This window comes from Paenibacillus sp. FSL K6-4396, from assembly GCF_038002525.1.
GTDB classification, from domain to species: Bacteria; Bacillota; Bacilli; order Paenibacillales; family Paenibacillaceae; genus Paenibacillus; species Paenibacillus amylolyticus_B.
Genome location: NZ_JBBOCR010000001.1, coordinates 627,775 through 650,497 on the forward strand (window position 1 = coordinate 627,775; position 22,723 = coordinate 650,497).

At 48.1% G+C, this 22,723-nt stretch carries 26 protein-coding genes and 1 riboswitch; of the genes, 18 read left to right on the forward strand and 8 right to left on the reverse strand.

Translation table 11 applies throughout. The features are described from left to right. Nucleotides 1-20 precede the first annotated feature (20 nt). Nucleotides 21-1,091 (forward strand): Gfo/Idh/MocA family protein, encoded by a 1,071-nt coding sequence (locus MHB85_RS02930; protein ID WP_047840275.1) that lies wholly within the window; start codon nucleotides 21-23, stop codon nucleotides 1,089-1,091. A gap of 91 nt (nucleotides 1,092-1,182) precedes the next feature. On the opposite strand, the gene MHB85_RS02935 is transcribed toward MHB85_RS02930, so the two are convergent. Continuing rightward, nucleotides 1,183-1,551, reverse strand: a complete 369-nt coding sequence (locus tag MHB85_RS02935) for a hypothetical protein (protein WP_036613213.1) — start codon at nucleotides 1,549-1,551, stop codon at nucleotides 1,183-1,185. A 97-nt stretch (nucleotides 1,552-1,648) separates the two neighbouring features. Then, nucleotides 1,649-4,231, reverse strand: a complete 2,583-nt coding sequence (locus tag MHB85_RS02940) for a UvrD-helicase domain-containing protein (protein ID WP_091018625.1) — start codon at nucleotides 4,229-4,231, stop codon at nucleotides 1,649-1,651. A 349-nt stretch (nucleotides 4,232-4,580) separates the two neighbouring features. Between MHB85_RS02940 and MHB85_RS02945 the strand changes: the two genes are divergently transcribed. Continuing rightward, nucleotides 4,581-5,396: a zinc ribbon domain-containing protein gene (locus MHB85_RS02945; protein WP_076329699.1), complete on the forward strand. Its 816-nt coding sequence runs from the start codon at nucleotides 4,581-4,583 to the stop codon at nucleotides 5,394-5,396. A gap of 73 nt (nucleotides 5,397-5,469) precedes the next feature. Continuing rightward, the gene (locus MHB85_RS02950) at nucleotides 5,470-6,276 is read left to right on the forward strand and encodes a TrmB family transcriptional regulator (protein WP_091018627.1); all 807 of its coding nucleotides are present in this window, start codon (nucleotides 5,470-5,472) and stop codon (nucleotides 6,274-6,276) included. Nucleotides 6,277-6,545: 269 nt separating this feature from the next. Here MHB85_RS02950 and MHB85_RS02955 read toward each other — a convergent pair whose 3' ends face one another. After that, nucleotides 6,546-7,199: an NUDIX hydrolase gene (locus MHB85_RS02955; protein WP_091018629.1), complete on the reverse strand. Its 654-nt coding sequence runs from the start codon at nucleotides 7,197-7,199 to the stop codon at nucleotides 6,546-6,548. Between the two features lie 79 nt (nucleotides 7,200-7,278). Here MHB85_RS02955 and MHB85_RS02960 point away from each other — a divergent pair, with 79 nt between their 5' ends. After that, nucleotides 7,279-7,581, forward strand: a complete 303-nt coding sequence (locus tag MHB85_RS02960; protein WP_017690846.1) for a hypothetical protein — start codon at nucleotides 7,279-7,281, stop codon at nucleotides 7,579-7,581. A gap of 241 nt (nucleotides 7,582-7,822) precedes the next feature. On the opposite strand, the gene mscL is transcribed toward MHB85_RS02960, so the two are convergent. Together mscL and MHB85_RS02970 are read right to left on the reverse strand one after the other, a co-directional pair. Further along, entirely contained in the window at nucleotides 7,823-8,317 is a 495-nt protein-coding gene (gene mscL / locus MHB85_RS02965) for a large conductance mechanosensitive channel protein MscL (RefSeq protein WP_036613199.1), read from the reverse strand. A 271-nt stretch (nucleotides 8,318-8,588) separates the two neighbouring features. Continuing rightward, a riboswitch (purine riboswitch) is annotated at nucleotides 8,589-8,688 on the forward strand. Nucleotides 8,689-8,784: 96 nt separating this feature from the next. Further along, entirely contained in the window at nucleotides 8,785-8,931 is a 147-nt protein-coding gene (locus tag MHB85_RS02970; RefSeq protein ID WP_192136455.1) for a hypothetical protein, read from the reverse strand. Between the two features lie 55 nt (nucleotides 8,932-8,986). Between MHB85_RS02970 and MHB85_RS02975 the strand changes: the two genes are divergently transcribed. Then, on the forward strand, nucleotides 8,987-9,574 hold the full coding sequence (locus MHB85_RS02975) for a xanthine phosphoribosyltransferase (RefSeq protein WP_036613196.1): 588 nt from the start codon (nucleotides 8,987-8,989) through the stop codon (nucleotides 9,572-9,574). Nucleotide 9,575: 1 nt separating this feature from the next. Then, nucleotides 9,576-10,937: a nucleobase:cation symporter-2 family protein gene (locus MHB85_RS02980; protein WP_091018632.1), complete on the forward strand. Its 1,362-nt coding sequence runs from the start codon at nucleotides 9,576-9,578 to the stop codon at nucleotides 10,935-10,937. A gap of 287 nt (nucleotides 10,938-11,224) precedes the next feature. On the opposite strand, the gene MHB85_RS02985 is transcribed toward MHB85_RS02980, so the two are convergent. Beyond that, nucleotides 11,225-11,563, reverse strand: coding sequence for a DUF4870 domain-containing protein (locus MHB85_RS02985; protein WP_062837331.1), 339 nt, complete (start codon nucleotides 11,561-11,563; stop codon nucleotides 11,225-11,227). Nucleotides 11,564-11,657: 94 nt separating this feature from the next. After that, the gene (locus MHB85_RS02990; RefSeq protein ID WP_091018633.1) at nucleotides 11,658-11,936 is read right to left on the reverse strand and encodes a transposase; all 279 of its coding nucleotides are present in this window, start codon (nucleotides 11,934-11,936) and stop codon (nucleotides 11,658-11,660) included. Nucleotides 11,937-12,336: 400 nt separating this feature from the next. Between MHB85_RS02990 and MHB85_RS02995 the strand changes: the two genes are divergently transcribed. The 9 genes from MHB85_RS02995 to MHB85_RS03035 all read left to right on the forward strand — a co-directional run bounded on the left by MHB85_RS02995 (nucleotide 12,337) and on the right by MHB85_RS03035 (nucleotide 19,953). Continuing rightward, nucleotides 12,337-12,525 carry a hypothetical protein gene (locus tag MHB85_RS02995; RefSeq protein WP_017690840.1) on the forward strand — a complete coding sequence of 63 codons (189 nt, stop codon included), beginning with the start codon at nucleotides 12,337-12,339 and terminating at the stop codon, nucleotides 12,523-12,525. A gap of 133 nt (nucleotides 12,526-12,658) precedes the next feature. Next, nucleotides 12,659-13,420 (forward strand): type I methionyl aminopeptidase, encoded by a 762-nt coding sequence (gene map, locus MHB85_RS03000; protein WP_091018635.1) that lies wholly within the window; start codon nucleotides 12,659-12,661, stop codon nucleotides 13,418-13,420. A gap of 565 nt (nucleotides 13,421-13,985) precedes the next feature. Then, nucleotides 13,986-15,038 carry a cytochrome c oxidase subunit II gene (gene coxB / locus MHB85_RS03005; protein ID WP_047840266.1) on the forward strand — a complete coding sequence of 351 codons (1,053 nt, stop codon included), beginning with the start codon at nucleotides 13,986-13,988 and terminating at the stop codon, nucleotides 15,036-15,038. Between the two features lie 71 nt (nucleotides 15,039-15,109). Continuing rightward, the gene (ctaD, locus tag MHB85_RS03010; RefSeq protein ID WP_373419873.1) at nucleotides 15,110-16,960 is read left to right on the forward strand and encodes a cytochrome c oxidase subunit I; all 1,851 of its coding nucleotides are present in this window, start codon (nucleotides 15,110-15,112) and stop codon (nucleotides 16,958-16,960) included. Further along, nucleotides 16,957-17,583, forward strand: coding sequence for a cytochrome c oxidase subunit 3 (locus MHB85_RS03015; protein ID WP_047840264.1), 627 nt, complete (start codon nucleotides 16,957-16,959; stop codon nucleotides 17,581-17,583). Before ctaD ends, MHB85_RS03015 begins: the two co-directional genes overlap by 4 nt. 3 nt (nucleotides 17,584-17,586) lie before the next feature. Beyond that, entirely contained in the window at nucleotides 17,587-17,907 is a 321-nt protein-coding gene (locus tag MHB85_RS03020) for a cytochrome C oxidase subunit IV family protein (RefSeq protein WP_036613178.1), read from the forward strand. Between the two features lie 108 nt (nucleotides 17,908-18,015). Beyond that, nucleotides 18,016-18,948, forward strand: a complete 933-nt coding sequence (ctaG, locus tag MHB85_RS03025; protein WP_091018638.1) for a cytochrome c oxidase assembly factor CtaG — start codon at nucleotides 18,016-18,018, stop codon at nucleotides 18,946-18,948. 26 nt (nucleotides 18,949-18,974) lie between these two features. Next, nucleotides 18,975-19,439, forward strand: a complete 465-nt coding sequence (locus MHB85_RS03030; protein WP_105601398.1) for a DUF420 domain-containing protein — start codon at nucleotides 18,975-18,977, stop codon at nucleotides 19,437-19,439. A 142-nt stretch (nucleotides 19,440-19,581) separates the two neighbouring features. Then, nucleotides 19,582-19,953, forward strand: a complete 372-nt coding sequence (locus MHB85_RS03035) for a hypothetical protein (protein WP_036613171.1) — start codon at nucleotides 19,582-19,584, stop codon at nucleotides 19,951-19,953. Nucleotides 19,954-20,063: 110 nt separating this feature from the next. On the opposite strand, the gene MHB85_RS03040 is transcribed toward MHB85_RS03035, so the two are convergent. Further along, a complete protein-coding gene (locus MHB85_RS03040) occupies nucleotides 20,064-20,393 on the reverse strand; it encodes a hypothetical protein (RefSeq protein WP_091018642.1) in 330 nt (109 codons plus the stop codon). A gap of 209 nt (nucleotides 20,394-20,602) precedes the next feature. On the opposite strand from MHB85_RS03040, the gene MHB85_RS03045 reads away from it, so the two are divergent. The 3 genes from MHB85_RS03045 to MHB85_RS03055 all read left to right on the forward strand — a co-directional run bounded on the left by MHB85_RS03045 (nucleotide 20,603) and on the right by MHB85_RS03055 (nucleotide 22,707). Beyond that, nucleotides 20,603-21,316 carry a hypothetical protein gene (locus tag MHB85_RS03045; RefSeq protein ID WP_143786554.1) on the forward strand — a complete coding sequence of 238 codons (714 nt, stop codon included), beginning with the start codon at nucleotides 20,603-20,605 and terminating at the stop codon, nucleotides 21,314-21,316. Between the two features lie 89 nt (nucleotides 21,317-21,405). Next, a complete protein-coding gene (locus tag MHB85_RS03050; RefSeq protein ID WP_036613231.1) occupies nucleotides 21,406-21,795 on the forward strand; it encodes a GntR family transcriptional regulator in 390 nt (129 codons plus the stop codon). Between the two features lie 15 nt (nucleotides 21,796-21,810). Then, nucleotides 21,811-22,707 (forward strand): ATP-binding cassette domain-containing protein, encoded by an 897-nt coding sequence (locus MHB85_RS03055; RefSeq protein ID WP_091018646.1) that lies wholly within the window; start codon nucleotides 21,811-21,813, stop codon nucleotides 22,705-22,707. Nucleotides 22,708-22,723: the final 16 nt, after the last annotated feature.

Sequence of the window (22,723 nt, forward strand, 5' to 3'; positions counted from 1 at the left end):
AAAAGGAAGGGAGGACGATGATGAGCACGAAACAAATGCTGCACATTGGAATGATCGGTACAGGATCCATCTCGGATCTTCATATGAGGTGTTACGCCAAAAATGAGGATGCTGTCATCTATGCCATCTGTGATCTGAACGAAGAGCGGGCTAAGGCTGCGGCACAGAAGTATGATGCTCAATCCGTGTACACCGATTATCGGGAGATGCTGGAGGACCCGCATGTGGATGCTGTCAGTATCTGTACCTGGAATAATACACACGCCGAATTTGCCATTGCTGCACTGGAGGCAGGCAAGCATGTGTTGCTGGAGAAACCGGTCGCAACCAATGTGGAAGATGCACTGCGGATTGAAGAAGCGGTGAAGAAGAGCGGACGTACCTTTATCGTTGGATTTGTGCGTCGGTATGACAACAATATGCAGATGATGCGCAGATTCATTGATGCCGGGGAGTTTGGTGAACTGTATTATGCCAAAGCTTCCATTCTGCGGCGTCACGGCAATCCAGGTGGTTGGTTCGCTGACAAAAGCCGTTCCGGCGGAGGCCCCCTGATTGATCTGGGCGTACATATTATCGACCAATGCTGGTATCTGATGGGCAGGCCGAAACCTGTTTCGGTCAGTGGTAATACGTATCGGAAGCTGGGCAATCGTGCCCATATCGAACATCTTTCTTTTTACAAAGCAGCCGACTACAGCGCAGCTGTGAATGATGTTGAAGATATGGCGAATGCACTTATTCGGTTTGAAAACGGGGCTTCGCTGGCGGTGGATGTGAGCTTTACCCTGCATGCACGCGGAGATGAATCTTCTGTGAAATTATACGGCGAGCGTGGTGGGTTCGAACTGGAGCCGGAGACACTGATCGTCACGGAGAAAAATAATACCATCCTGAATATTGAACCCCAGACGGACAATACGGGTCTCCATATTCATAGTGCATTCCAGAACCAGATTGACCACTTTGTGGATTGTTGTCTGAACGGTACAGAGCCGATCAGCCCAATTGCAGATGGGGTGGCTTCCACACGCATGCTGTGCGGAATCTACGAATCCGCTGAGAAAGGGCAGGAAATTCGTCTGGATTGAGTTCATTTTACATGGCAGTTGTCCTTCATCATATAAAAAAAGCATGCGTCTTCCGCGTGATCTGCGGTTACGCATGCTTTTTGGCATCAGGTCATTTATTCAGTGGTGAATTCTCGTATCCAGGGTCATCATAATCCGTATCCTGCAGCCTTGGAAGCACGTTCATGCTTTCAATTGCCTGCCGCGAATCCGGCGTGCCATGGTCGTAGAGAAAGGTATACAACAAGGTCATGCCATCCGAAAATTGCTCTGTCGCCTCATCATGATCTGCCGATTTGTAGGGCACCGGAGCCCGTTGCAATGTATAGGCATCGTCATCCTCCAGCACCTTCATCAGATCTTTCAATCGGCCCAACTGTTCGTCATCCACCAACACCTCAAAGGGTGTAGATTCGTTCTTTGTTTGTTCAATCAAGTTATGAGTTACCGATACATACAGATGTTGTTTGCCGTCCTGCATAATCCAACCCCCATTCTGAAATGGAAAAAAGACGCTTCTACTGTTAATAAACAGCAAAAAGCGCCCTGAAACGAGCTATAACGGTATCCAGTTTCGTTTATTTCCCAAATCTCCCCGTTACGGGTACCTGGCGGGTGCCGGCCTCCATCGATCCTGAACACAGGGGACAGGCGGGAGGGCCGGATGATACCTTCTTGTTTGTTTTTGCAGAAGGCACAGCCGGCTTCTGTCTTAGCCACGCTTTACAGGTGGACGAACTGCACTTCCAGACCGCAACGGTCTCTGTACGCTCAGCATTACCTGAACCTGAAGTATGCGAATGTGAACTCGAGGAATTCGCAGCTGTCGGACTCACACCTGTGGTGCTGAATGCCTTATGGTTGCGAATCTCCCCACTACCGCGCCGTTCACCGAGGCGATCCTCATCACGTTCGTTGTGGACCTCGTAGTCACGACGGTCACTGTGGCTAATTGCACGGCGCTGTGCCATATCCCGACCTTCGGAACGGGCACCTGAGCCTGAGCGGGCATACTGCGTATTTCCTTTGCCATATGAAGTCTGACTGCTCGTTCGGCTCTCTTCACGAGGTTTACGTTTGTCCGGAACTTCCATGCCGAAGGCTTCGAGCAAGAAGCGGGACACGTCTGCTGGCTTTCCGTGATGAGATGCGGGTGAGGTGACATACAAGTACTGCTTGGCCCTTGTGATGGCAACATAGGCGAGCCTGCGTTCTTCCTCCAGCGCCATGTCCAGTTCGGCGTCTGTCTGTTGCACAGCAAGCGCAGCTTTCTGATCCTCGGGGATATCCTGACGTAGTGCGGTACTGTGGGGCACAATGCCTTCACTGGCTCCAATCCAGTATACACAAGGGAACTCCAGTCCTTTGGCACGGTGAATGGTCATCAGCTGCACTGCGTCACTGTCCTGTGCGCGGCGCAGAGATTCCATCTCACGGTGTCTGCGGGAGAGCTCATCCGCGAATTGGATGAACTCTTCCACCGTTTCGAATTTTTTGACGGCAGCTTCGAATTCATCCAGGGTTTCCAGCATCGTTTCCTTATAATGGGTGAAGATGCTGGGATCACCACTTTCCATATACTTGTCGTAGAACTGCCTGCGCATCTCCTGAATGGCGATGATGGGTTTTAGTTTGTGCAGTGATTTGATCAGCTTGATGCGTTCTTTGACCTGTTCCTGCTGAAACGGTTTCAGCTTGTCCCATTTCACCAGATGAATGAGCGGATATTTCTTCGCCTGTTGTTGTTCACAGCGCTGAATCCACTCGAGCCCTGCATCCCGTGATACATAGAGCGGTCCCAGCGCACTTGGGAGAGCATCCATGGCACGTGGATCAAGAGACAGACGCAAATGATCCATCAGGGGTCTGATGAGAGACTGGTCATAGAACACCGGAGAAGCCCCATGCTGTACAAAAGGTACATCTTTCAACACAAGCTGCTCAAATACAGCCCGGCTGCTGCTGGCAGTCCGATGAAGAATCGCAATATCACGATAGGTGTGCTGCCCTTCTTCAACCTGTTGGCAGAGCTGATTCACGACCCATGCCGCTTCTTCCTCCGCATTGGAAGGTGTAGCGAAGCGAGGCGCATCTCCACGGTTTCCGGCAGCACGCAGCCGTTTGTCACGTCTGCGTTTATTACGGGCGACCAGTTCACTTCCGAGTCCCAGAATGCGTGCATCACTACGATAATTGATATCCAGCGTCACAATGCGTGCGCCGGGGTATACTTTATCGAATTCCAAAATTGATTCCTGGCGTGCGCCATTAAAGGTATAGATCGTCTGGTCATCATCTCCTACAACCATCAGATTGCGGTGAGCGGAAGCCAGTTTTTGCACAATTTCATATTGCAGATGGTTGGTATCCTGGAACTCGTCCACCATAATGTACTGGAAACGCTTCTGAAGCGGCCCCAGAACAGCAGGATCACGAAGCAGCGCGGCTGCCCGTAGTAAAATATCATCAAAATCCATTTTGCCGCGATCCTGTTTCCAGGCTTCGTAACCAAGCAGAACACGCTTGGCATCACGTTCTTCCTGTGATTTTTCAGGCAGGTCGGTTGTTTCCGATCCTTGCATCTTCCATGCGGACAGCATGGCCAGCAGACTTTCAGGCTGGAAGGCTTCACTCATGCCATTTTGGCGAAGAAGCATCTTCAGCACCGTATGCTGGGCTCGCGACTCACCAAAGATCTCTTCCTGCACGCCATAATGACGCAGCAATGTCAGCGCAAAAGAGTGGAAGGTACGAGCCTGCACGGCTCTCGCGGCTGCCGGACGTATACCTGGCAATGCGGCGATCCGGTCTTTCATCTCGGTGGCGGCTTTGTTCGTGAACGTCACCAGCAGGATACTGCCAGCATGTACGCCGCTGACCTCTATGAGATAGCCGGCTCTTGCGGCCAGTACAGTTGTTTTGCCACAACCAGCTCCGGCGAGCGTCAGGATCGGTCCTCTGCCGTGACGGACTGCCGAGATTTGTGGTGCATTTAGCTTAATACCAGCCTCTTCCAGAGAACGAAAATAAAAGGCATCTTGTTGATCATTACCCACGAGTTGCCGACTGGTCTCCAGCGGAGCAGACGGGGACTGGGGCAGGGACGCCGCCGGGGTAACCCCGAGCGGACGGGGGTAGAACGTTGAGTTCGGACTTAACATGTTTCATCCACCTCTGTATGCATTCAGGGATAGGACTATCCCGGCTAAAAGTAAACCATTTGCCCTTTTCACAATCGCATTGTAAATTGGTATGATAGAGTTAGTCGCCTAATCAGGCGGTTAAGTATGGTCAAAGCTTCATTATACCCGAACATATGGTCTTGACGAAAGCCCCCGATTTCATCCAGTATCGGTATAAAACGGGCACCTGCACGAGATTACGCAACTTTTTGGCATGATATCGTATAAGTTATATGCCTGAGCATTTTGCATGAAGGATGTAATATGCTAATTTACTACTAAATAGAAATGATAATATTGGTTTTGACGGGACAGAGGAGGAATGGTCATGAAACTGCTTCAGCGCATCAAAGACGGAGCGAACAAAGCAACAGAGCGTGCCCAACACGCCGTTGAGATTGGGAAATTGAACAACCAGATTGTGGGCTTGCAACAGGAACAGGAAGTCCATTTTACAGATATGGGTCGCATCTTCTATGAGGGTTATCGGGCACAGGATATGACGCGTGCGGAAAAAGAAATGGTGGATCTGTCGCAGCTGTGCGACGAATTGCAGGACGAGATTGATGGCCTTCGCAACAAGATTGCACAACTTAAGAACGAACGGTTGTGCGAGTGTGGACACGTCGCTTCCCTGGATGCCAACTTCTGCCCTAAATGTGGACGCAAGTTGGGTGAACTCAAGACAGCAGCGCCTAAAGTAGGAGCAGCAGGAGTCGCAGGAGCCACCACAGCCGCGAGACAGGAGGCAGCTGTAACTCAGACCCAAACTCCGGAGCCGGACTTCTACGATGCGCCACCAGAATTGGAACTGGAGGAAGATGAGCCGTATCACACAGTCATTCCGTCCATAGCCGATCTGGAGACAGAATCGGAATATAACAGTACGGAATTTACCCAGGAAGAAAAGGAAGCGTTCGATGCAGAGTGGGAACGCCGCAGAGATGAAGAGATGCAACGGGAACGCGAGCGTCAGCAGGAACTGGACGAACGCATCCGCTACTGGAAGGAAAATAACCCGATTGTGAACACGGTGGACGTACAGACCGAAGTTTCACGCGAAATGGTGAATTGTCAGATTTGTGCAGCCGAGCTGCCCAAAGGTTCGAAGTGGTGCCCGCGCTGTGGTGCTGAACAGATCTGATCTGATGCAGTAGAAGCACTGCCGCATCAGTGTGAGGCAGTGCGGGTTGCTGACAGCATGGGGGGACGGGAATATGGACCAACTGCTGCATCATTTGCGTCATCTCGGATTTACCGAGATGGAATCTAAAATTATGGTGGAACTCGCCCGCCAGGGATCGGCTTCAGGATATGAGGTTGCGAAGCGGCTGGGCGTGTCCCGTTCCAATGTATATGCGACCCTGCAACGGCTGGAACAACGTGGTTTCCTGCGGTGCAGTCCGGGGGAGCCGGCGAAGTATAGTGTGCTGAAGCCGGAGGAGATGACACGTATGATCTCCGATCAGATGCGTACCTCGCTGGATTATGTTCAGAGCAGCATGCCCAAGAGTGAACCGGAAAAGCCTGTCTTCTATAACGTCGAAGGGGACAAAAATGTGTTTGAGAATCTGAGCCGTGAATTGGCCGAGGCTCAGCATGAGATTGTTGTAGACGTCTGGCGTGAAGAGGCAGAGCTGCTGCGTAATGACTTACAGCAGGCTGAAGCTCGGGGTGTGCGGCTGTTATGGTCGTGTGATGGTGGTGAAGGCATGCTGGATCAGCCTGTCCCTTGGCCAGGCATGCCTATGTATGGTACAGGTAATGGTCGGAAATTTTCCCTGGTGGTCGATCGCCGCTGGTGCATGCTGGGCATGCGTGGGGAATCATGCGCCACACAGGCAGTGGTGACGGAGCATCCGGTAATGACTGGACTGCTGCTGAATCATTTTGCTCAAGAGCTGGTGTTGTACGAACTGGAACAGGATATGGGTGAGGAACTGGAGTCACGCTATGGGCACCGGTACGAAGAAATCTCTGCACGTTATTGGTCTTCTCCATCAGGAGAGGGTGACCAGAGCTAGACAGATCGGCGACTAATTCACCTCAGATGGAGTGAACATGCCAGCACAAACGTACCTATCTTGATGAAACGAATACGTGTGTACATAAAGCAGGCGCTGCCCGAAGGCAGGCGCCTGTTTGTGCTGGTTTGAGATATGACAGTGATGTTCGTCACAGCATCTGTTTCCAGTCAAGTCGATAGTAAAGGTATGAAGTTATGCTATTTTTGAGAAAATGAAGCTATGAACATTCGATTGAACTGGATCGGGTTGAACAGGATCCTACATGATCACTCTTTGGGCACGTGATATAGAGCTTCGAGCACATCCGTATAATAAGCTGTACCATGGGGTACAAATTCCGTTGCCCGAATCTCGCGAACGATACGTTCCGGTTCATCAGCTACATGATCACTAGACGGGTGAGTCTGAACTCCGGTAGCTTGAATGACGTCGATCTCATTACGAAACAAAGCGAGTAGATCATTCAGCGGCACTTCATACAGGCTATCCACCTCGCTAGGCTGCAGAACGTAGGCTTCGAGCGGCTGGTTCAGACATAATCCATAGACCGCGCTGAATTCCCGATCTATGAATGGGACACCACGCACCTCTCCTTGGAGCTGCTGTGTAGCCGTGAGTAGATAGGTTAGTGCCTCGAATGGAGTATTCACACCCAGTTCTTCCTCCAGCTCACGACTGGCGTCTTGCAGTTGTTCACCTGCGGTAAGATGGCCTGCTGCTGTAATGTCGTAACATCCGGGGAAAGTATCCTTAATATCACGCCGTCGCTGAAAAAGAACCTGTCGCTGCTCGTCTTTGTCACGCACAATCCAGCAGTGGAATGAACGGTGCCAATATCCCTTGGCATGGACCTCGCTGCGTAGTGAAGTGCCGATCCAATTTTGCTGATCGTCATAAATGTCGAAACGTTCTGGGGTCATGAAACGTATCTCCTTATATAGCAGATTTTAAAGTTCGAAATTTCACAAAGTATGTTTTAAACGAAAGGGGAACGATCGTATGGAATGCATTGTACACTTTCAGGTGATTTATCCGCAACCTCAGGAACGTAAAAGTCTTAGAGGACTTATATTTGTAGGGCAAGGACAGGAACCGGCTAACAGTCAGTTAAGCAGCATGTTTAAGGATATGGGATTTAATGTACGTTTGGAAGATGAGGCCCAATTGTTGTTCAAGCCAGTGGATGCTTCGGCAAACTTTGAATATATTCGTGTGACAGAGCTTGATACTGGGGAAGAAGTTTACAAGGAAGATAAAGATCTGAAGTCGATTCTGGAGCATTTGCTGCCACGCCGTTTCTAGTTCATGAGCATGGCTGCAAATGACATTCATGGGGGAGCACGTGTAACGCATGTATGTTAGGCACAAAAAAAGGCCCCACCTTTACGGTGGAACCTTCAAACCATTAAGCTACGCAACCTTTGTTAATGAAGCCCATATGGCTAGCTTTTCATACATATACCCTAGCAAGTAAGAGGTTGTCCCCCGCATCAGGATTTATATCCGTAATTCAACTCGGTGCGTCTTTATGCGTTCATTGTGATTATGCTAGAGCGCCGGTTCCTTCTGCTTCCAGTTCTGAAGTACAGTGCGAGCAGCGGGTAGCTGCGGCTGGAATTTCAGATAGGCAATACTTGCAAGCCTTGGTCGTTTTTTGCGGCTCGGGCTTTTTATGTTCCTTGCTTTTGAGGTAGTTGATACCCTTCACAAGCATGAAGATACAGAACGCAACGATAAGAAAATCAATCATGACGTTGATGAACTGACCATAAGCGATTACGGTAGCCCCAGCTTCGTTGGCTTGAGCGAGTGTGGTGATGTCCTGTCCGTTTGCTGTTTTGATATCCCGGTCCAGGTTGATGATTTTCTGACTGAAGTCGATTCCACCCATCAGTTTTCCAACCGGGGGCATGATGATATCATTTACAAGGGATGTGACGATTTTACCAAAAGCAGCCCCAATAATGACACCGACCGCCAGATCGATGACGTTGCCGCGGACGGCAAATTCCTTGAATTCGTTAAGTACGCCTTTCATGTTTGCATATCTCCTTTGATCATTCAATTCAAAATATAGGCCGCGTTTCCATCCATTCTCCGTTCAGATCCGCGCTTCCGTTCTCATATTGTACATAAAAAAATGATTCCTATCACCCCCTGTTTGCAAATTAAGACAAGTTTCCGCAACTTCCATGAAAATACTTCTTTATTTCACGCCGCCGATTCGGTATACTTCTAACATTGTCAGTTATGTTTAACCATGTACATTCAGGTTCGCGATCATACATTGTAACGAATCATGGAGCCAAAAAATTAAATATGCCGTTACTCGTATATGTGCAGGAATAGGCCTGCATGTCTCTACCCGATCACCGGAATGATCGGACTACGGGAAAGATGTTGCAATGTTTTGTATGGTTGGCATGAGATCATTCTCAGACAGTTTCACTGAAGAGCAGGTTCAAGTGGCTTTTATCTGTTTCCGATTACACTGTTTGAAGTTTCTCATATCAGGATTGAATTCCTGTCATTCGGTCCATCCAGTACACTTGCAGCATCCATACGGCTTGTCCATATACGTACAAGTCCGTCTTTCCCGTCTCCGGTTATTCCGCAGCGTGTGAAAAGGCGGGCTTTTTGCTTTTTTACCATCCGATTGGAAGAGCGTGTGAGCTTCTGCGGAGGGCATTCAGGGGGAAGAATTACAATGCAATTGTTAAAAGACAAGGTAAGACAGGAAGGTATCGTCCTGTCCGAGCAAGTACTCAAAGTGGATTCATTCCTGAACCACCAGATGGACCCGGTTCTGATGAAGGAAGTGGGCAAGGAATTCATTCGCCGCTTTGAAGGTGAGAATATCACACGTGTGCTGACGATTGAGTCGTCAGGGATCGCACCAGGCATCATGACCGCGTTGGAGCTGAACGTACCGCTTATTTTTGCACGGAAGCAGAAGTCGCTCACACTGACCGAAGACATTCTGGTGGAGAAGGTCTACTCCTTCACGAAGCAGGAGACGAATGAAATTACCGTTGCCAAGAAATTCATGAAGCCTGGTGATCGCGTGCTGATCATTGATGATTTTCTGGCGAATGGTGAAGCAGCATTTGGTCTGGCTCGTATTGTGGAGCAGGTTGGAGCAGAAGTGGTGGGTATCGGTATTGTTATTGAAAAAGCATTCCAGCCGGGAGGTCGCTTGCTGAAAGAAGCAGGATACCGTGTGGAATCGCTGGTTCGCATCGGGGCACTGTCGGATGGACAGGTTACATTTGCGGACGAGGAGGGCACGAATTAATATGGCACGCGAACGTATTTTTCAGCGGCATCGGCATCCAATCAAAACGTTCTCACTCGGACTACAGCACGTGCTTGCGATGTATGCAGGAGCCGTCGTTGTCCCATTGATCGTTAGTAACGCATTAGGTTTTACACAGGAACAATTAACCTATCTTATTGCCATTGACCTGCTTGCATGTGGTGTGGCTACATTGCTTCAGGTATGGGGAAATAAATATTTCGGCGTAGGGCTGCCTGTTATGCTCGGTTGTGCATTCCAGGCCGTGTCTCCGATGATTCTAATCGGGATGAACAGTGGAGTATCTGCCATTTACGGAGCGATCATCGCTTCAGGACTGTTCGTATTGATCTTCTCCGGACTCTTTGGGAAGCTCATCAGGCTCTTTCCTCCAGTAGTGACAGGTTCTGTTGTGACCATTATTGGTCTGACTCTGATCCCAGTTGCTTTCCACGATCTGGGCGGCGGTCAGGGGTCAGAAGATTTTGGCAGCGGAGTGAACTTGTTGCTCGGTTTCGGTGTGTTGGTCTTTATTATTTTAATGACTCGATTCACTACAGGTTTTATCCGTTCCATCTCAGTATTGATTGGTCTGCTCGTAGGTACAATTGCGGCTGGGTTTATGGGCGAGGTTAATTTTGCTCCTATTCGCGATGCAAGTTGGTTCCACGTTGTTCAGCCGTTTTACTTCGGCAGACCGACCTTTGAGATTGTACCGATCTTGACGATGATTTTGGTGGCGATTGTCAGCGTGGCAGAGTCCACAGGTGTATTTATGGCCTTGGGCAAAATCCTGGACAAAGATCTGTCTTCCAAGGATCTGGCGCGCGGTTATCGTGCAGAGGGCCTGGCCATTGTGTTAGGTGGTATTTTCAACTCATTCCCGTATACAACGTATTCGCAAAATGTAGGGCTGGTACAGATGACACGTGTGAAGACACGTGATGTCATTGTGGTGGCTGGTGGAATCCTGGTGGTCATTGGATTTGTACCCAAAATTGCAGCCCTCGCACAGCTCGTTCCAGGGGCGGTTCTTGGCGGAGCCATGGTGGCCTTGTTTGGCATGGTGGTATCATCAGGCATTCGAATTATCGGCAGTCAGGTTGATCTGAACCGACATGAGAATCTGTTTGTCATCGCTTGTTCTGTAGGTATGGGGCTTGGGGTTACCGTTGTACCTGAGTTGTTCGCAGGTGCACCGGCCTGGGCTCAGATTATGCTTGGTAATGGTATCATTGCAGGCAGCTTCACGGCAATCTTCATGAATCTGCTGTTCAACGGTCTGGGAACCCAGGAAACAGCCGCCAAGATGGCTGAACAACAGGCTGATGCCATCCTTGGAGAAACAGGCAAGTCGGCTTAATAGCCGAACTAGACCTATAATTCAGCATGATTGTTATGTTAACGGTTTGTAATTTAACCTTAACAAGATGAATATTTAAGCAGGTTGATGCATGGTAATATACAGCATGAATGGTTTATGGCATACATCATTTATACTGTGAATGTTCAACCACATGAACAAGTCACTTTTACATGCGAAACAACGAATATATGTTCAAGTTCAAGCCAGATATATAATCAAAAAGACGATCCACCCCCATTTTAAAGGGGATGGATCGTCTTTTTTTGGATCATGTCTTCCTAAAGTTACAGATGACGCATCTGTTTCTCTGCGAAATCGCCAACCCAAGGCAGCTTTAGCCATTTCCCCTGCAGGCTGGTGACCACCATGATGAGCCAGACCACCACACCGAGCAGGGATAACAGCGATGCCACCAGTGGCCCAAACAACGGAAGAAAAGCCGATAGTACATGTCCGACCATAATGATGCCAAAGACGGTCACGGATTGCAAAGCGTGAAATAGAACGAACCGGCTCCGCTTCTCCACAGCGAGAAATACAATCCCGCCTACAAAGGTAAATAGATAACAGAGCATACCGGCAATATTTTCATCCAGACCGCTAGACGATTTCATGGGGGACATCCGGTCCAGCCTCCTTTAACCTTTTTTACTAGGCTATGAAGGAGATGGACAGAACTGAACCTGTGAATTTATCTGACTAACAAATCAAACAATATTATCTTCCGCCCTCGATCTGTCTGCGAGGGTTTGTGATCTTGCCCATTTTATCAGTATCATTTTCTTTGGGAACCAAACGTTCATCGGTACGTCCTTCGTGGTGATTATCAAAAGCATACTCCGTCAGTTTCCATTCTGACTTGCCGAGAACGGGATCTGCCGGGAAGTGTTGCCCACGATGCAGATGTTCCTCACGTCCGGCTTCGTTGATATATACTCCATCCACTTCCACCTTTTCATGTGAAAGGGGCAGCATATCCTGTTCTTTGCGTTCCATGAAACGGCGCCTCCTTTTAGATACCATTAATTTAACTGTATGGGTTGTCCGTGATAATATCCCCCGAATAGTTCAGTGTTATGCTGGATATATTAATTCCGTATAGAATGGTGGCATTCATAACATATGATTCGGAATTAAACTTTTTGGGCATGAAAACCGTTATATTTATTAGAGGAAATCGTCAAGTCGTAAGATACTTCCGAATATGCTACAATAAGATTATGATTCATTCCGAATCATATCGGGTATTTATAGTGTCAGGTACTTGCTTTCTAGCGAGGTTCCCGACCTAAAGCTTGCTTTAAGCCGCGCACACAACTTCATGGATGGCATTTAAGACTTATTCGGCATTCTCTAAACGGAGCATTCACTTTCAACGTTTTGGGAGGGAATTACAATGGCAACGAAAGGTCACAATGAGGTCAAAGAAAGTTTGAGGGAAATGACTCGGATTTTCCGTCCTAAAGATCCAAAAAAATTCGTGAAGGAGTACGTGAGAAAATACCGGATTACGGGTGGATACGAGGAAGAATTGACTTCTGTGGTTGAGCATGAGCTTGTCAAGATGGATTCTTCCGTGTCCTGAAACAACACACAACTCTGATTATACTGTTCCGATAATGAATAGAACCGTCTCCCGGGCGATAAGCTCCGGCAGGCGGTTTTTTTTGCGTTCCTGCTGCATATATATGGGAGTACACCTACAGCGGGAAGGATGAATGCATGTGGACCCTATTTTGAAAACAAAAGAAGAGATTGGCTACATGCGGGAAGCTGGACGAATTTTGCGAAGTTGTCACCAGCATATTGAGCAGTGGATGATCCCCGGTATCACGACAGCAGAGATTAATGAGCGGGTGGAAGAGTTTCTGGCAGCACGAGGAGCCACACCGGAGCAAAAAGGGTATAAAGGATATCCGTACGCAACGTGTGCTTCTGTCAATGAAGTGGTCTGCCACGGATTTCCGGGGGAAGAGGAGCTGGCGAGTGGGGATGTAGTGACCATCGATATGGTGGTGAACAAAGACGGCTGGCTTGCTGACTCGGCCTGGACATATGGAATTGGTGAAACAAGCAGATCCATTCGCAAGCTGATGAGACGCACGGAGAAGGCACTTGAGCGGGCGATTTCCCAGGCAGTTCCAGGAAATACACTCGGAGATATTGGAAGTGCCATTGAACGAACAGCCAGACTGTATCGGTACGGGATCGTGAAGCCTCTCATCGGTCATGGGATTGGTCAATATATTCATGAACCCCCAAATGTTCTACCTTATGGCAAACGTAGAACAGGCACGATGCTCACCGAGGGCATGGTTATTACGATTGAACCAATCTTTACAAAGGGCAGTTCCGGGGCCGTTGTGTGGGATGAAGATGGATGGACGGTAAGGACAGTAGATGGCAGCTGGGGGGTCCAGTATGAGCATACGGTTGCGATTACTGGGAATGGCCCCTTAATTCTGACCGATGGCACGTGAGATGAAGTCAATGAAGAAGAGGACTTGAGTTGAACTTTCTCCCAAATGCTCCATGCTGTTTTGAGCTTGAAGATAGCGGTATGGAGCGATAGGCATGTCTTCTGAATGGATATGGAAGAGGATTTCCATAAATTCTGATCTTTCTTTTGCATAATAGCACATGTTTTCAATGTGAGAAAAATCACCAATAAATCGAGTTTTATCACCGAAATTTGGCAAAAATTTTCAAATGTAGAGTGTAATACTTTTAACTGAAATCGTTTGCAAATCAAGTTGTAGAGCGGTTTTTTACATAAAGTGAACAATTTGTGAACATGTGTCCAAAGATTGACAAAATCATACCCTCAACTTATATTTAATAAGTGATTGAAGCATATAGAATGAATTGGAAGAATGCGCAGACATGCCCTGAGCAGGAAAACACGGGAGTACTGGAGGCGTTATTTTTGTAAGCGTTCTGTATGATGAAGAGGATTATGCGTATCGTGCTGAAACGTAACTTTTGTTGCCTTTCTACCGAACGACAACGGTAATCTACGAAAACGTAAAAAAGTGGGGTAGATCAATGATGAAACAGTGGCAGGTTGCAAAGCGAATTCTCCCCTTGCTGGCGGTGTTCTCTTTGCTGCTATCCGCATGCGGGCGGGAAGACTTGTCGGTAATGAAACCTCAGGGTCCTGTAGCGCAAGGCCAATATGATTTGATGAAGTTATCCATCGCCATTATGATCGTGGTGCTCATCATTGTATTTGCCATAGCGGCCTATGTTCTGATCCGGTTTCGTAGACGAGCCGGGCAGACTGAGATGCCCGAACAGGTTGAAGGTAATTTCAAGCTGGAAGTAATCTGGACAGCCATTCCGTTATTGCTGGTTATTGTTCTGGCAGTACCGACGGTCCAAACGATTTTTGCCCAAGGCGAAGATCTGTCCAATGACAAAAATGCACTTAAGGTCCAAGTCACCTCACATCAGTACTGGTGGGAATTCACTTATCCTCAATATGACGTAACCACCGCTCAAGATCTCATCATCCCGACCGGAACAAAAATCGCATTCGAATTAAAAACCGCTGACGTGCTTCACTCCTTCTGGGTGCCGTCACTTGCGGGCAAAATGGACACAAACCCGGATGGAACACTTAACAAGTTCAGTTTCTCTGCACCGAATGAAGGCGTTTACCGCGGTAAATGTGCCGAATTATGTGGCAGATCGCATGCTTTCATGGAGTTTAAGGTAAAAGCAGTGAGTCAGGAATCCTTTGACAGATGGGTGAACCAGATGAAAGCACCCGCAGTCCTTCCTGAAGACACTCAATTGGCCGAAAAGTTCAAAACAAACTGCCTTTCTTGCCACGCTGTTGGTGATCAAGGTGGACCGGTTGCACCTAACCTGACGGGAATCGGCGGCAAGGAATCTGTCGCAGGCATTTTGCTGAATTCTCGCGAGGGACAGGAAGAAGGTAGTCCGGTACTGGATAACATGAAAGAATGGCTCCATGATCCACAATCCGTGAAGCCGGGCAATACCATGCCGAATCCCAAAGATCTTGGGTTGACGGATGAAGAAATCGACGGAATTGCCGAATATCTGGCCAACTACAAATTGGACTATGAATAGAACAGCAAGGACGAAGAAGGGGGTACACAACCTTGGCTCATGCGCATAGCGTCAAGAGGTACAGGGGCTTGATGGATTGGATCACCACCGTCGATCACAAAAAAATCGCCATTCTTTATTTGGTTGCGGGTGGATTTTTCTTTGGAATCGGCGGCATTGAAGCCATTTTGATTCGGATTCAACTGATGAAGCCTATGAATGATTTTGTATCGGCACAGGTCTTCAACGAATTGATTACAATGCATGGAACAACGATGATTTTCCTTGGTGTCATGCCACTTATTTTTGCCATTATGAATGCTGTCGTGCCTTTGCAGATCGGGGCACGGGACGTTGCTTTCCCTTTTCTTAACGCGTTGGGTTTCTGGACATTCCTGTTTGGTGGATTGTTGTTGAACCTGAGCTGGGTTATGGGCGGAGCACCAGATGCGGGCTGGACCTCATATACGCCGCTTTCGGGCAGTGAGTACAGTGGAACGCATGGTGTGGATTTCTACACCATCGGTCTTCAGATCGCGGGTCTGGGAACGCTCATCGGGGGCATTAACTTTCTCGCAACGATTATTACAATGCGTGCTCCAGGCATGTCCTACATGCGGATGCCGATGTTTACATGGACGACATTTATTACATCTGCCATTATCCTTTTTGCTTTTCCTGCCATCACGGTAGGGCTTGTACTTTTGACGTTTGACCGTATACTGGGAGCGAATTTCTTCGATGTCGCAGGTGGCGGTAACCCCGTACTCTGGCAGCACATCTTCTGGATCTTCGGGCACCCGGAAGTATACATTCTGATTTTGCCGGCATTTGGTATTATCTCGGAGGTTATTCCGACCTTCTCGCGTAAACGGTTGTTCGGATACAGCTCCATGGTATTTGCCACCATCCTGATTGCCTTCCTGGGCTTCATGGTATGGGCGCATCACATGTTTACAACAGGTCTGGGTAATGTAGCCAACGCGCTTTTCTCCATCTCCACGATGTTGATTGCCGTACCTACCGGGATCAAAATCTTTAACTGGCTCTTTACGATGTGGGGTGGACAGATCCGCTTTACCGCGGCAAACCTGTTCGCAGTTGGATTTGTTCCAACCTTCGTTATGGGTGGTGTTACAGGCGTTATGCTGGCATCTGCTCCGGCAGACTTCCAGTTCCATGATACGTACTTTGTTGTAGCCCACTTCCACTACGTTATTGTAGGGGGACTTGTACTTGGATTGTTCTCGGGACTGCATTACTGGTGGCCGAAGATGTTCGGACGTATTCTCAGCGAAACACTGGGCAAATGGACGTTCTGGACATTTATGATCGGTTTCCAATTAACGTTCTTTGTACAGCATTTCCTCGGTCTGATGGGGATGCAGCGCCGGATCGTTACATACTTGCCGAATCAGGACTTTGACCTGCTCAATCTGGTCAGCTCCGTCGGGGCATTTCTGATGGGTGTGGGAGTTATCTTATTCCTCGCGAACATCGTAATCACCATGAGAAAACCGGCTGGCGCGCCAAACGATCCGTGGGAAGACGGCCGTACACTGGAATGGTCTATTCCATCTCCGCCGCCGGAATATAATTTCAAGCAGACGCCGCTGGTACGCGGAATTGATGCATATTGGAAGGAAAAAATGGCAGGACATACGGAGATGACACCGGCAGAACCGGTAGGTTCGATTCATATGCCTTCAGCAACGCCGTTGCCGTTTGTAATGTCAGTAGGTATCTTTATCGCGGGACTTGGCTTGATGTTCAGCAAGGATGAATTTGGTAATGCATTTATGAATGTCATTTTTAACAATTATATTGTAGTTATTATTGGTCTCGTAATCACATTTGGCGCAATGGCACTTCGTTCACTTTATGATGATCATGGCTGGCATATTGAACCGGAGGATCAGGATGAGAAGGGGGCTAGAACATGACAACCTCACATGCCGAACCGGTGAACGACAAATTGCCGCATGAACCGGAGAAAGCAACGCTGGAAGGCCGTAACAAGCTTATCGCCTTCTGGTTGTTCCTTGGCGGCGAGACGGTACTGTTCGGTACACTCTTTGCTACCTTCCTGGCTCTTCGTGGCCAAACCAATGATGGACCTACGGCGAATGAGCTGTTCCACCTGCCACTTGTGGCCGCTGCAACGTTCATTCTCCTGGTCAGTAGTTTGACAAGTGTATTTGCGATTCAGGCCATGCATAAGGGCAAGCGAGATGCACTAGCGTTGTGGCTTGGCATCACGGTAGTACTGGGTATGGGATTTCTCGCCCTGGAAATTTACGAGTTCTACGAGTATGTGAAACATAAAGAGTTTGGCATGACCACGAGTGCATTCAGTTCAGCATTCTATACACTGGTCGGGTTCCACGGAGCCCACGTTGCTTTTGGTATTGTGTGGATCGGAATCATTATCGGTCAGCTGTTTAAAAAAGGATTGACGGTCGTAACCGCACCTAAAGTATACGTCTCCGCAATGTACTGGCACTTTATTGACGTGGTCTGGGTGTTCATCTTTACGGTCGTGTACCTGCTCGGAAAGGTGGGGTAGCACATGTCGGCACAGGATAAGACAGATCAACAGCCTGTGAAACACCGTCACCGGACGGAAGGGCCACAGAAACACGTCGTGGTGTTTATCTTCTCCATTATTCTCACGCTGATTGCGTTTGCGGCTGCTTCTGCCGGAGGGGTCAACACAACCTTTATCATTATTATTTTGCTCGTCATGGCTATTCTTCAAGTATTCGTTCAATTGGGTTATTGGATGCACTTGAAGGACAAAGGGCACTTGATGCCGATTCTGTTCATGGCATTTGGCTTTTTCGTAGCCTTTACGTGCATCATTATGGCACTCTATTGGGTCTGGTGGTAAAAGAGATGGCGGCGGCGCAATGCCGCCGTCTTTTCCCCTTTGTGGCGAATGAATCTTCACAACGAAATGAAGGCAACAACCAAATCAGGTCACGGGGAGGTTTCCCGTATGCTCGGGTTGCAATATTTTAGTTTCAACGATTTATGGAGTCCGCTTATATTGGCTTTATTTCTGATCATTGCTGCGGCTTATTTGGTGCTTGTGGGACCGTTAAGCGAGCAAATAAAGGATGCAGAATCTGCGACTGCTGCGCAGAAAATCATGTTTATTACGGGGCTGTTTGTCCTGTATCTGGCTCAAGCTGGACCATTTAATTTGCTTGGTCACGTGATGTTTAGCTTCCACATGGTGAGCATGGCGTTCTCCTATCTGGTAGCCCCGCCGCTGATGATGAAAGGTTTGCCGATCTGGGTATGGCGCAGAATCGTACGCTGGTTGCCTACACGCCAACTATCGTTCCTGGCTCATCCAATTGTTGCGGCAGTGCTCTTTAACGGGCTGTTCTCGCTGTATCACCTACCGATTGTACATGATTACGTCATGCTGAATTTTACCGTTCACCGGTTGTATTATATTGCATTGTTCATCACCTCGATGCTCATGTGGTGGACATTGCTAAATCCATTGCCAGAAGGCAGACAAGCATCGGGGTTATCCAAGATCGGTTTTATTTTTCTGAATATGGTACTGCTCACCCCTGCGTGTGGATTGATTATTTTTGCGGCCGAGCCGTTGTATCAGACGTACAGCAACCCGGCCGTATGGGCTGAAGCCATGCGGTATTGTGTGTCTGGAGATTCTACGGCATTACTTCGCTCATTCGGTGGGCCTGCGTTCTTTAACTTCCTGTCTTCTGCGAAAGAAGATCAGCAGGTCGGTGGCATTGTAATGAAGTTTATTCAGGAAGGAATCTTTGCCTCCATGCTGGCCTATGTCTTTTTCCAATGGTATCGGAAAGAGAAACAGGAAGATGATGATGACTCGTATCCTGCAGGGGGCGCAGGGGGGGCCGCTCAATCCGGCTGCCAAATAATGAAGTAATGTTCTGACAAGAGGGGGAACACACGATGGATATGTATTTTTGGCTACCAACGATCAGTACTTCTTTCATTGTGATTAGTGCAGTACTGGTGGGAATTGGATGGGTACTGATTATTCAGGGTAAACGTGAGGCTCATCAGTCCGCCATGGTAGCAGGTGCGATTGCAGCTCTAATCTTCTTTGTGATCTATATGTCTCGTACAGTGTTCGTGGGCAATACAGCTTGGGGCGGGGACCCGGATCTGGAGATCTTTTATCGGATATTTCTGATCTTTCATATTATCCTCGCTACCGTGGCAGCGATATTCGGCATCTCCACACTGGTGCTGGGGTTCAAAAAGAAGTTCGGAACACATCGTCGCTGGGGCAAGTTCACGTCCATGATCTGGTTCGGTTCAGCGCTAACAGGTGTTGTTGTGTATGTTCTTTTATATCTCTTATATCCTGGTGGGCATACACGTCCGGTATGGGAAGTTATCCTCGGCGTATAAAAGTAGAGATATAACCTCCTGCTACTCGGGCGTGCGTCACTATAACCTTCTAAAAATATGAAAATGGACGAATCTAGTAGATGATTCGTCCACGCTTCCTCTCTCATTCATTCATAGAATAAGTTCGAGAGGGGGAAACAAAATGAAAAAAACAGTCAATGTCAGTCAAACGTATCCACGTCTTACCGTGTATTCAGAAGAGAACTACAGAGGGAGAAGCCGCATCTATCGTGGCAATACGGGGCTCCGCAACCTGGACAATATTTTGGATGGGGTGGAGAGCCTGCGCTTTTTCTCAACAAGTTCCAATGCAACACTGGTTGTGTTTACGCGTCCTAACTTTCAAGGTGGATTCCGTGTCTTCCGAGGCAACACCAACTTGAGAGATTTGGATGATCTGATCCGTGGCAATGATGTGGAATCCCTGATCTCCACCAATCAACGGTTAACGCTGGCTCAGATTCGCGCAATCCGCAGGGATCGCAGTCTGCCTAGTGGCTATAACCTCGTTTAATCGTAAGGCCTCTTCTACTAACAGGTGCTAGAGAGCGGCAAAGGGCTGTACCCGAATTGTGTTTACACAATAACGGGTACAGCCCTTCTTTTGTGATTGGGGAATGATGTTTAATCCCCGCCACCCCCACTGTCTCCGCCGCCACTATCCCCACTGCTGTCATTGCTGCTACCACTATCGCTGTTGTGATGAGAATGTGTGTCTGATGAAGAATCCGACTCATGATGTTTGTGATCCGGTGTGTGCCTGGAATGTCGATCGTAGGAGTCATCTCCTGTAATGACCGGATATCCCGAAGCAGAGTCGGTATAACCGTTGTTACGGCGGATGCGGTGTCTGCCTTTTTTGGCAGAATGACGATGAGGCTCATCCCGGAGGACCAACCAAATTACGACGATAAGGAAAAGGAGGACAAATCCGATCTCTACCAGCCAATCCATAGCTGTAACCTTCCTTTCTTTGATTCATTACTATAATTTATTTTAACGTAAATTCGTACTGTGTCCCATCCCGTCTTCCTGATTCAGGAAAATTAGGGGTTGACGGGATCAGAATTTGGTCTGTATACTGTGTATATTGATATATACAGTAAACACAGTGATCACAGTGCGCAAGATGAGTGAATGACAGGTGAAAGGCAGGCATGCATATGAACGAATGGAAGCAGGCGTGGTGGTTGACCCGCAGCCAGATGAATAAGGATAAGCTCCAATGGCTATGGTCTGCAATATTCATGATATACACTGGCGGCATGAGCGGTGTGATGTTAGTAGGACAACAACAGACAGATTTCATTAATCCAGTAGTGGATTCCTTCTTTTTGATTATGTTGCCATTTCAAGGATTCATGTTCTGCAGGCGCTCCTTCCGTTACATACAGGAGGATTCCTATACGCAGATGTTGGCCTACTATCGAAGAATTCCGATCCCTGAACAAGTGGTGATGTGGTCCAGGCTACAGCAGTCTCTGATGGCGTTTACGTACAATGGGATCTTTTTCTACGGATCGTTATACGTGGTTAACCTTCATACCGAAGGATTCCGATGGGATCAATATCTGGCTTTTAGCTTGACCTGTACAGGTTATGGACTTTTGGTAACGGGATTATATATTTATGGAGAGTTTCTGAACAGTGGCAAGAAATACTTGGTTCTCAGTACACTTTTTGTACCCATTGCGATTGGCATATCCTTATTGATTCGAATGTCAGGCAGTTACGGCTTTCGAATGGTGATGGATGCAAGTAAATCATGGGGGCTGCTTTCCCCGATCATGTGGATTTCTCTGGTGACTGGTGTAGCGGTATTATGGCTGTTTAGTCGTTTTACGCTGAAGAAGTTGGTTCATCGGGATTTGAATTAAAATGAGAATTGAGCTTATGTACGAATACAGGATGAAACCGGCACGGTCAGGTAACAGACTGGAGTGTACCGGAGGGCGAGGTGCAAGATGTGAAAATACCCATTCAAATTAATGAAAATAGCGCTGAACCTTTATACCACCAAATTGAAAATCAGTTAAGATCGTTGATAATTACGGGTCAGTTGGGGGAGGGAACACATTTACCGTCCATTCGTGAGTTCGCCGGCGCACTGAATTGCAGTGTTATTACGGTTAGACGGGTCTATCAGGATCTGGAGAATGAAGGCTTGCTTCGTACGAAGCAGGGGACAGGTACATTTGTGGCCCAGGTAGAAGCCGGTGACAGAGAAAATTATAGATTAAAGGCTGCACAGGAAGCGATGCAGGCAGCGGTACAGTCCGGGAAATCGGTAGGCTGTACGGAAGAAGAGATGGAGAGCCTGTTCCGGGAAGTCCTGAAGGCTATTTACGTGAAGTAAGGGAGTGATTCATACGTGGAACCCATAGCAATCCAGTTGAACGGCGTATCCAAAATGCGAAAACGCAGAGTTATTGGCCCAATTGATCTGACCATCCCCGAAGGGTATATAGTCGCTATTCTCGGTCACAACGGTTCAGGCAAAAGCACCCTTCTTAACATGTTACAGCAAGTGGTGCTGCCAGATGCTGGACAGATTATATGGTTTGGTCAGGAACATGATGGGCCACTTCCCATTGAACTGAGACAACAGATTGGTTTTGTAGCAGATAACGCTGGTTCAGAAGAGAACCGGATAACAGCACAGGAAGCAGCTCATTTCCGGGCGTACTGGTACCCGCGTTGGGATATGAAGTTGTTCGACCAACTGATTCAGGATATGGAAGTACCTATTGATGTGAAGCTGAACAAGATGTCAAAGGGAGAACGGCGAAAATTTGAGATTGCAGCTGCAATTGCAGCTCGCCCAAGACTATTGCTTTTGGATGAGCCTTCATCAGGACTGGACCCCTTTGCCTGGAAAGTGATGGTTGAGCAGTTCCGTACCTTCATGGCGGGGGGAGACACCACGATTCTGATTGCCACACATATTGCAGACGAAGTCAAAAGACTTGCGGATTACATCGTATTGATGCACCGTGGTCAGTCACTGGGGATGGCCGAGAAAGATATGGTGCTCGATCAGTGGAAAGAAGTCTGGTATGAAGGAGATTTAAGGCCAGAAAGTATTCCTGGTGTTGTGGAATCTTCTTTGGAAGAGGGAGGTCTGGTTCGCGTAATTACAACCCGGGTCAGCGAGGCGCAGGAGAGGCTGGAGCTGTCCAATAACCGGGTATTGAAAATCCGTAACTTGGAATTGGATGAAGTGCTGGCATTCTGGATTGCCGGGTATGCACCCGTACAGTGGAAATAACCGAAGGGAGACGATA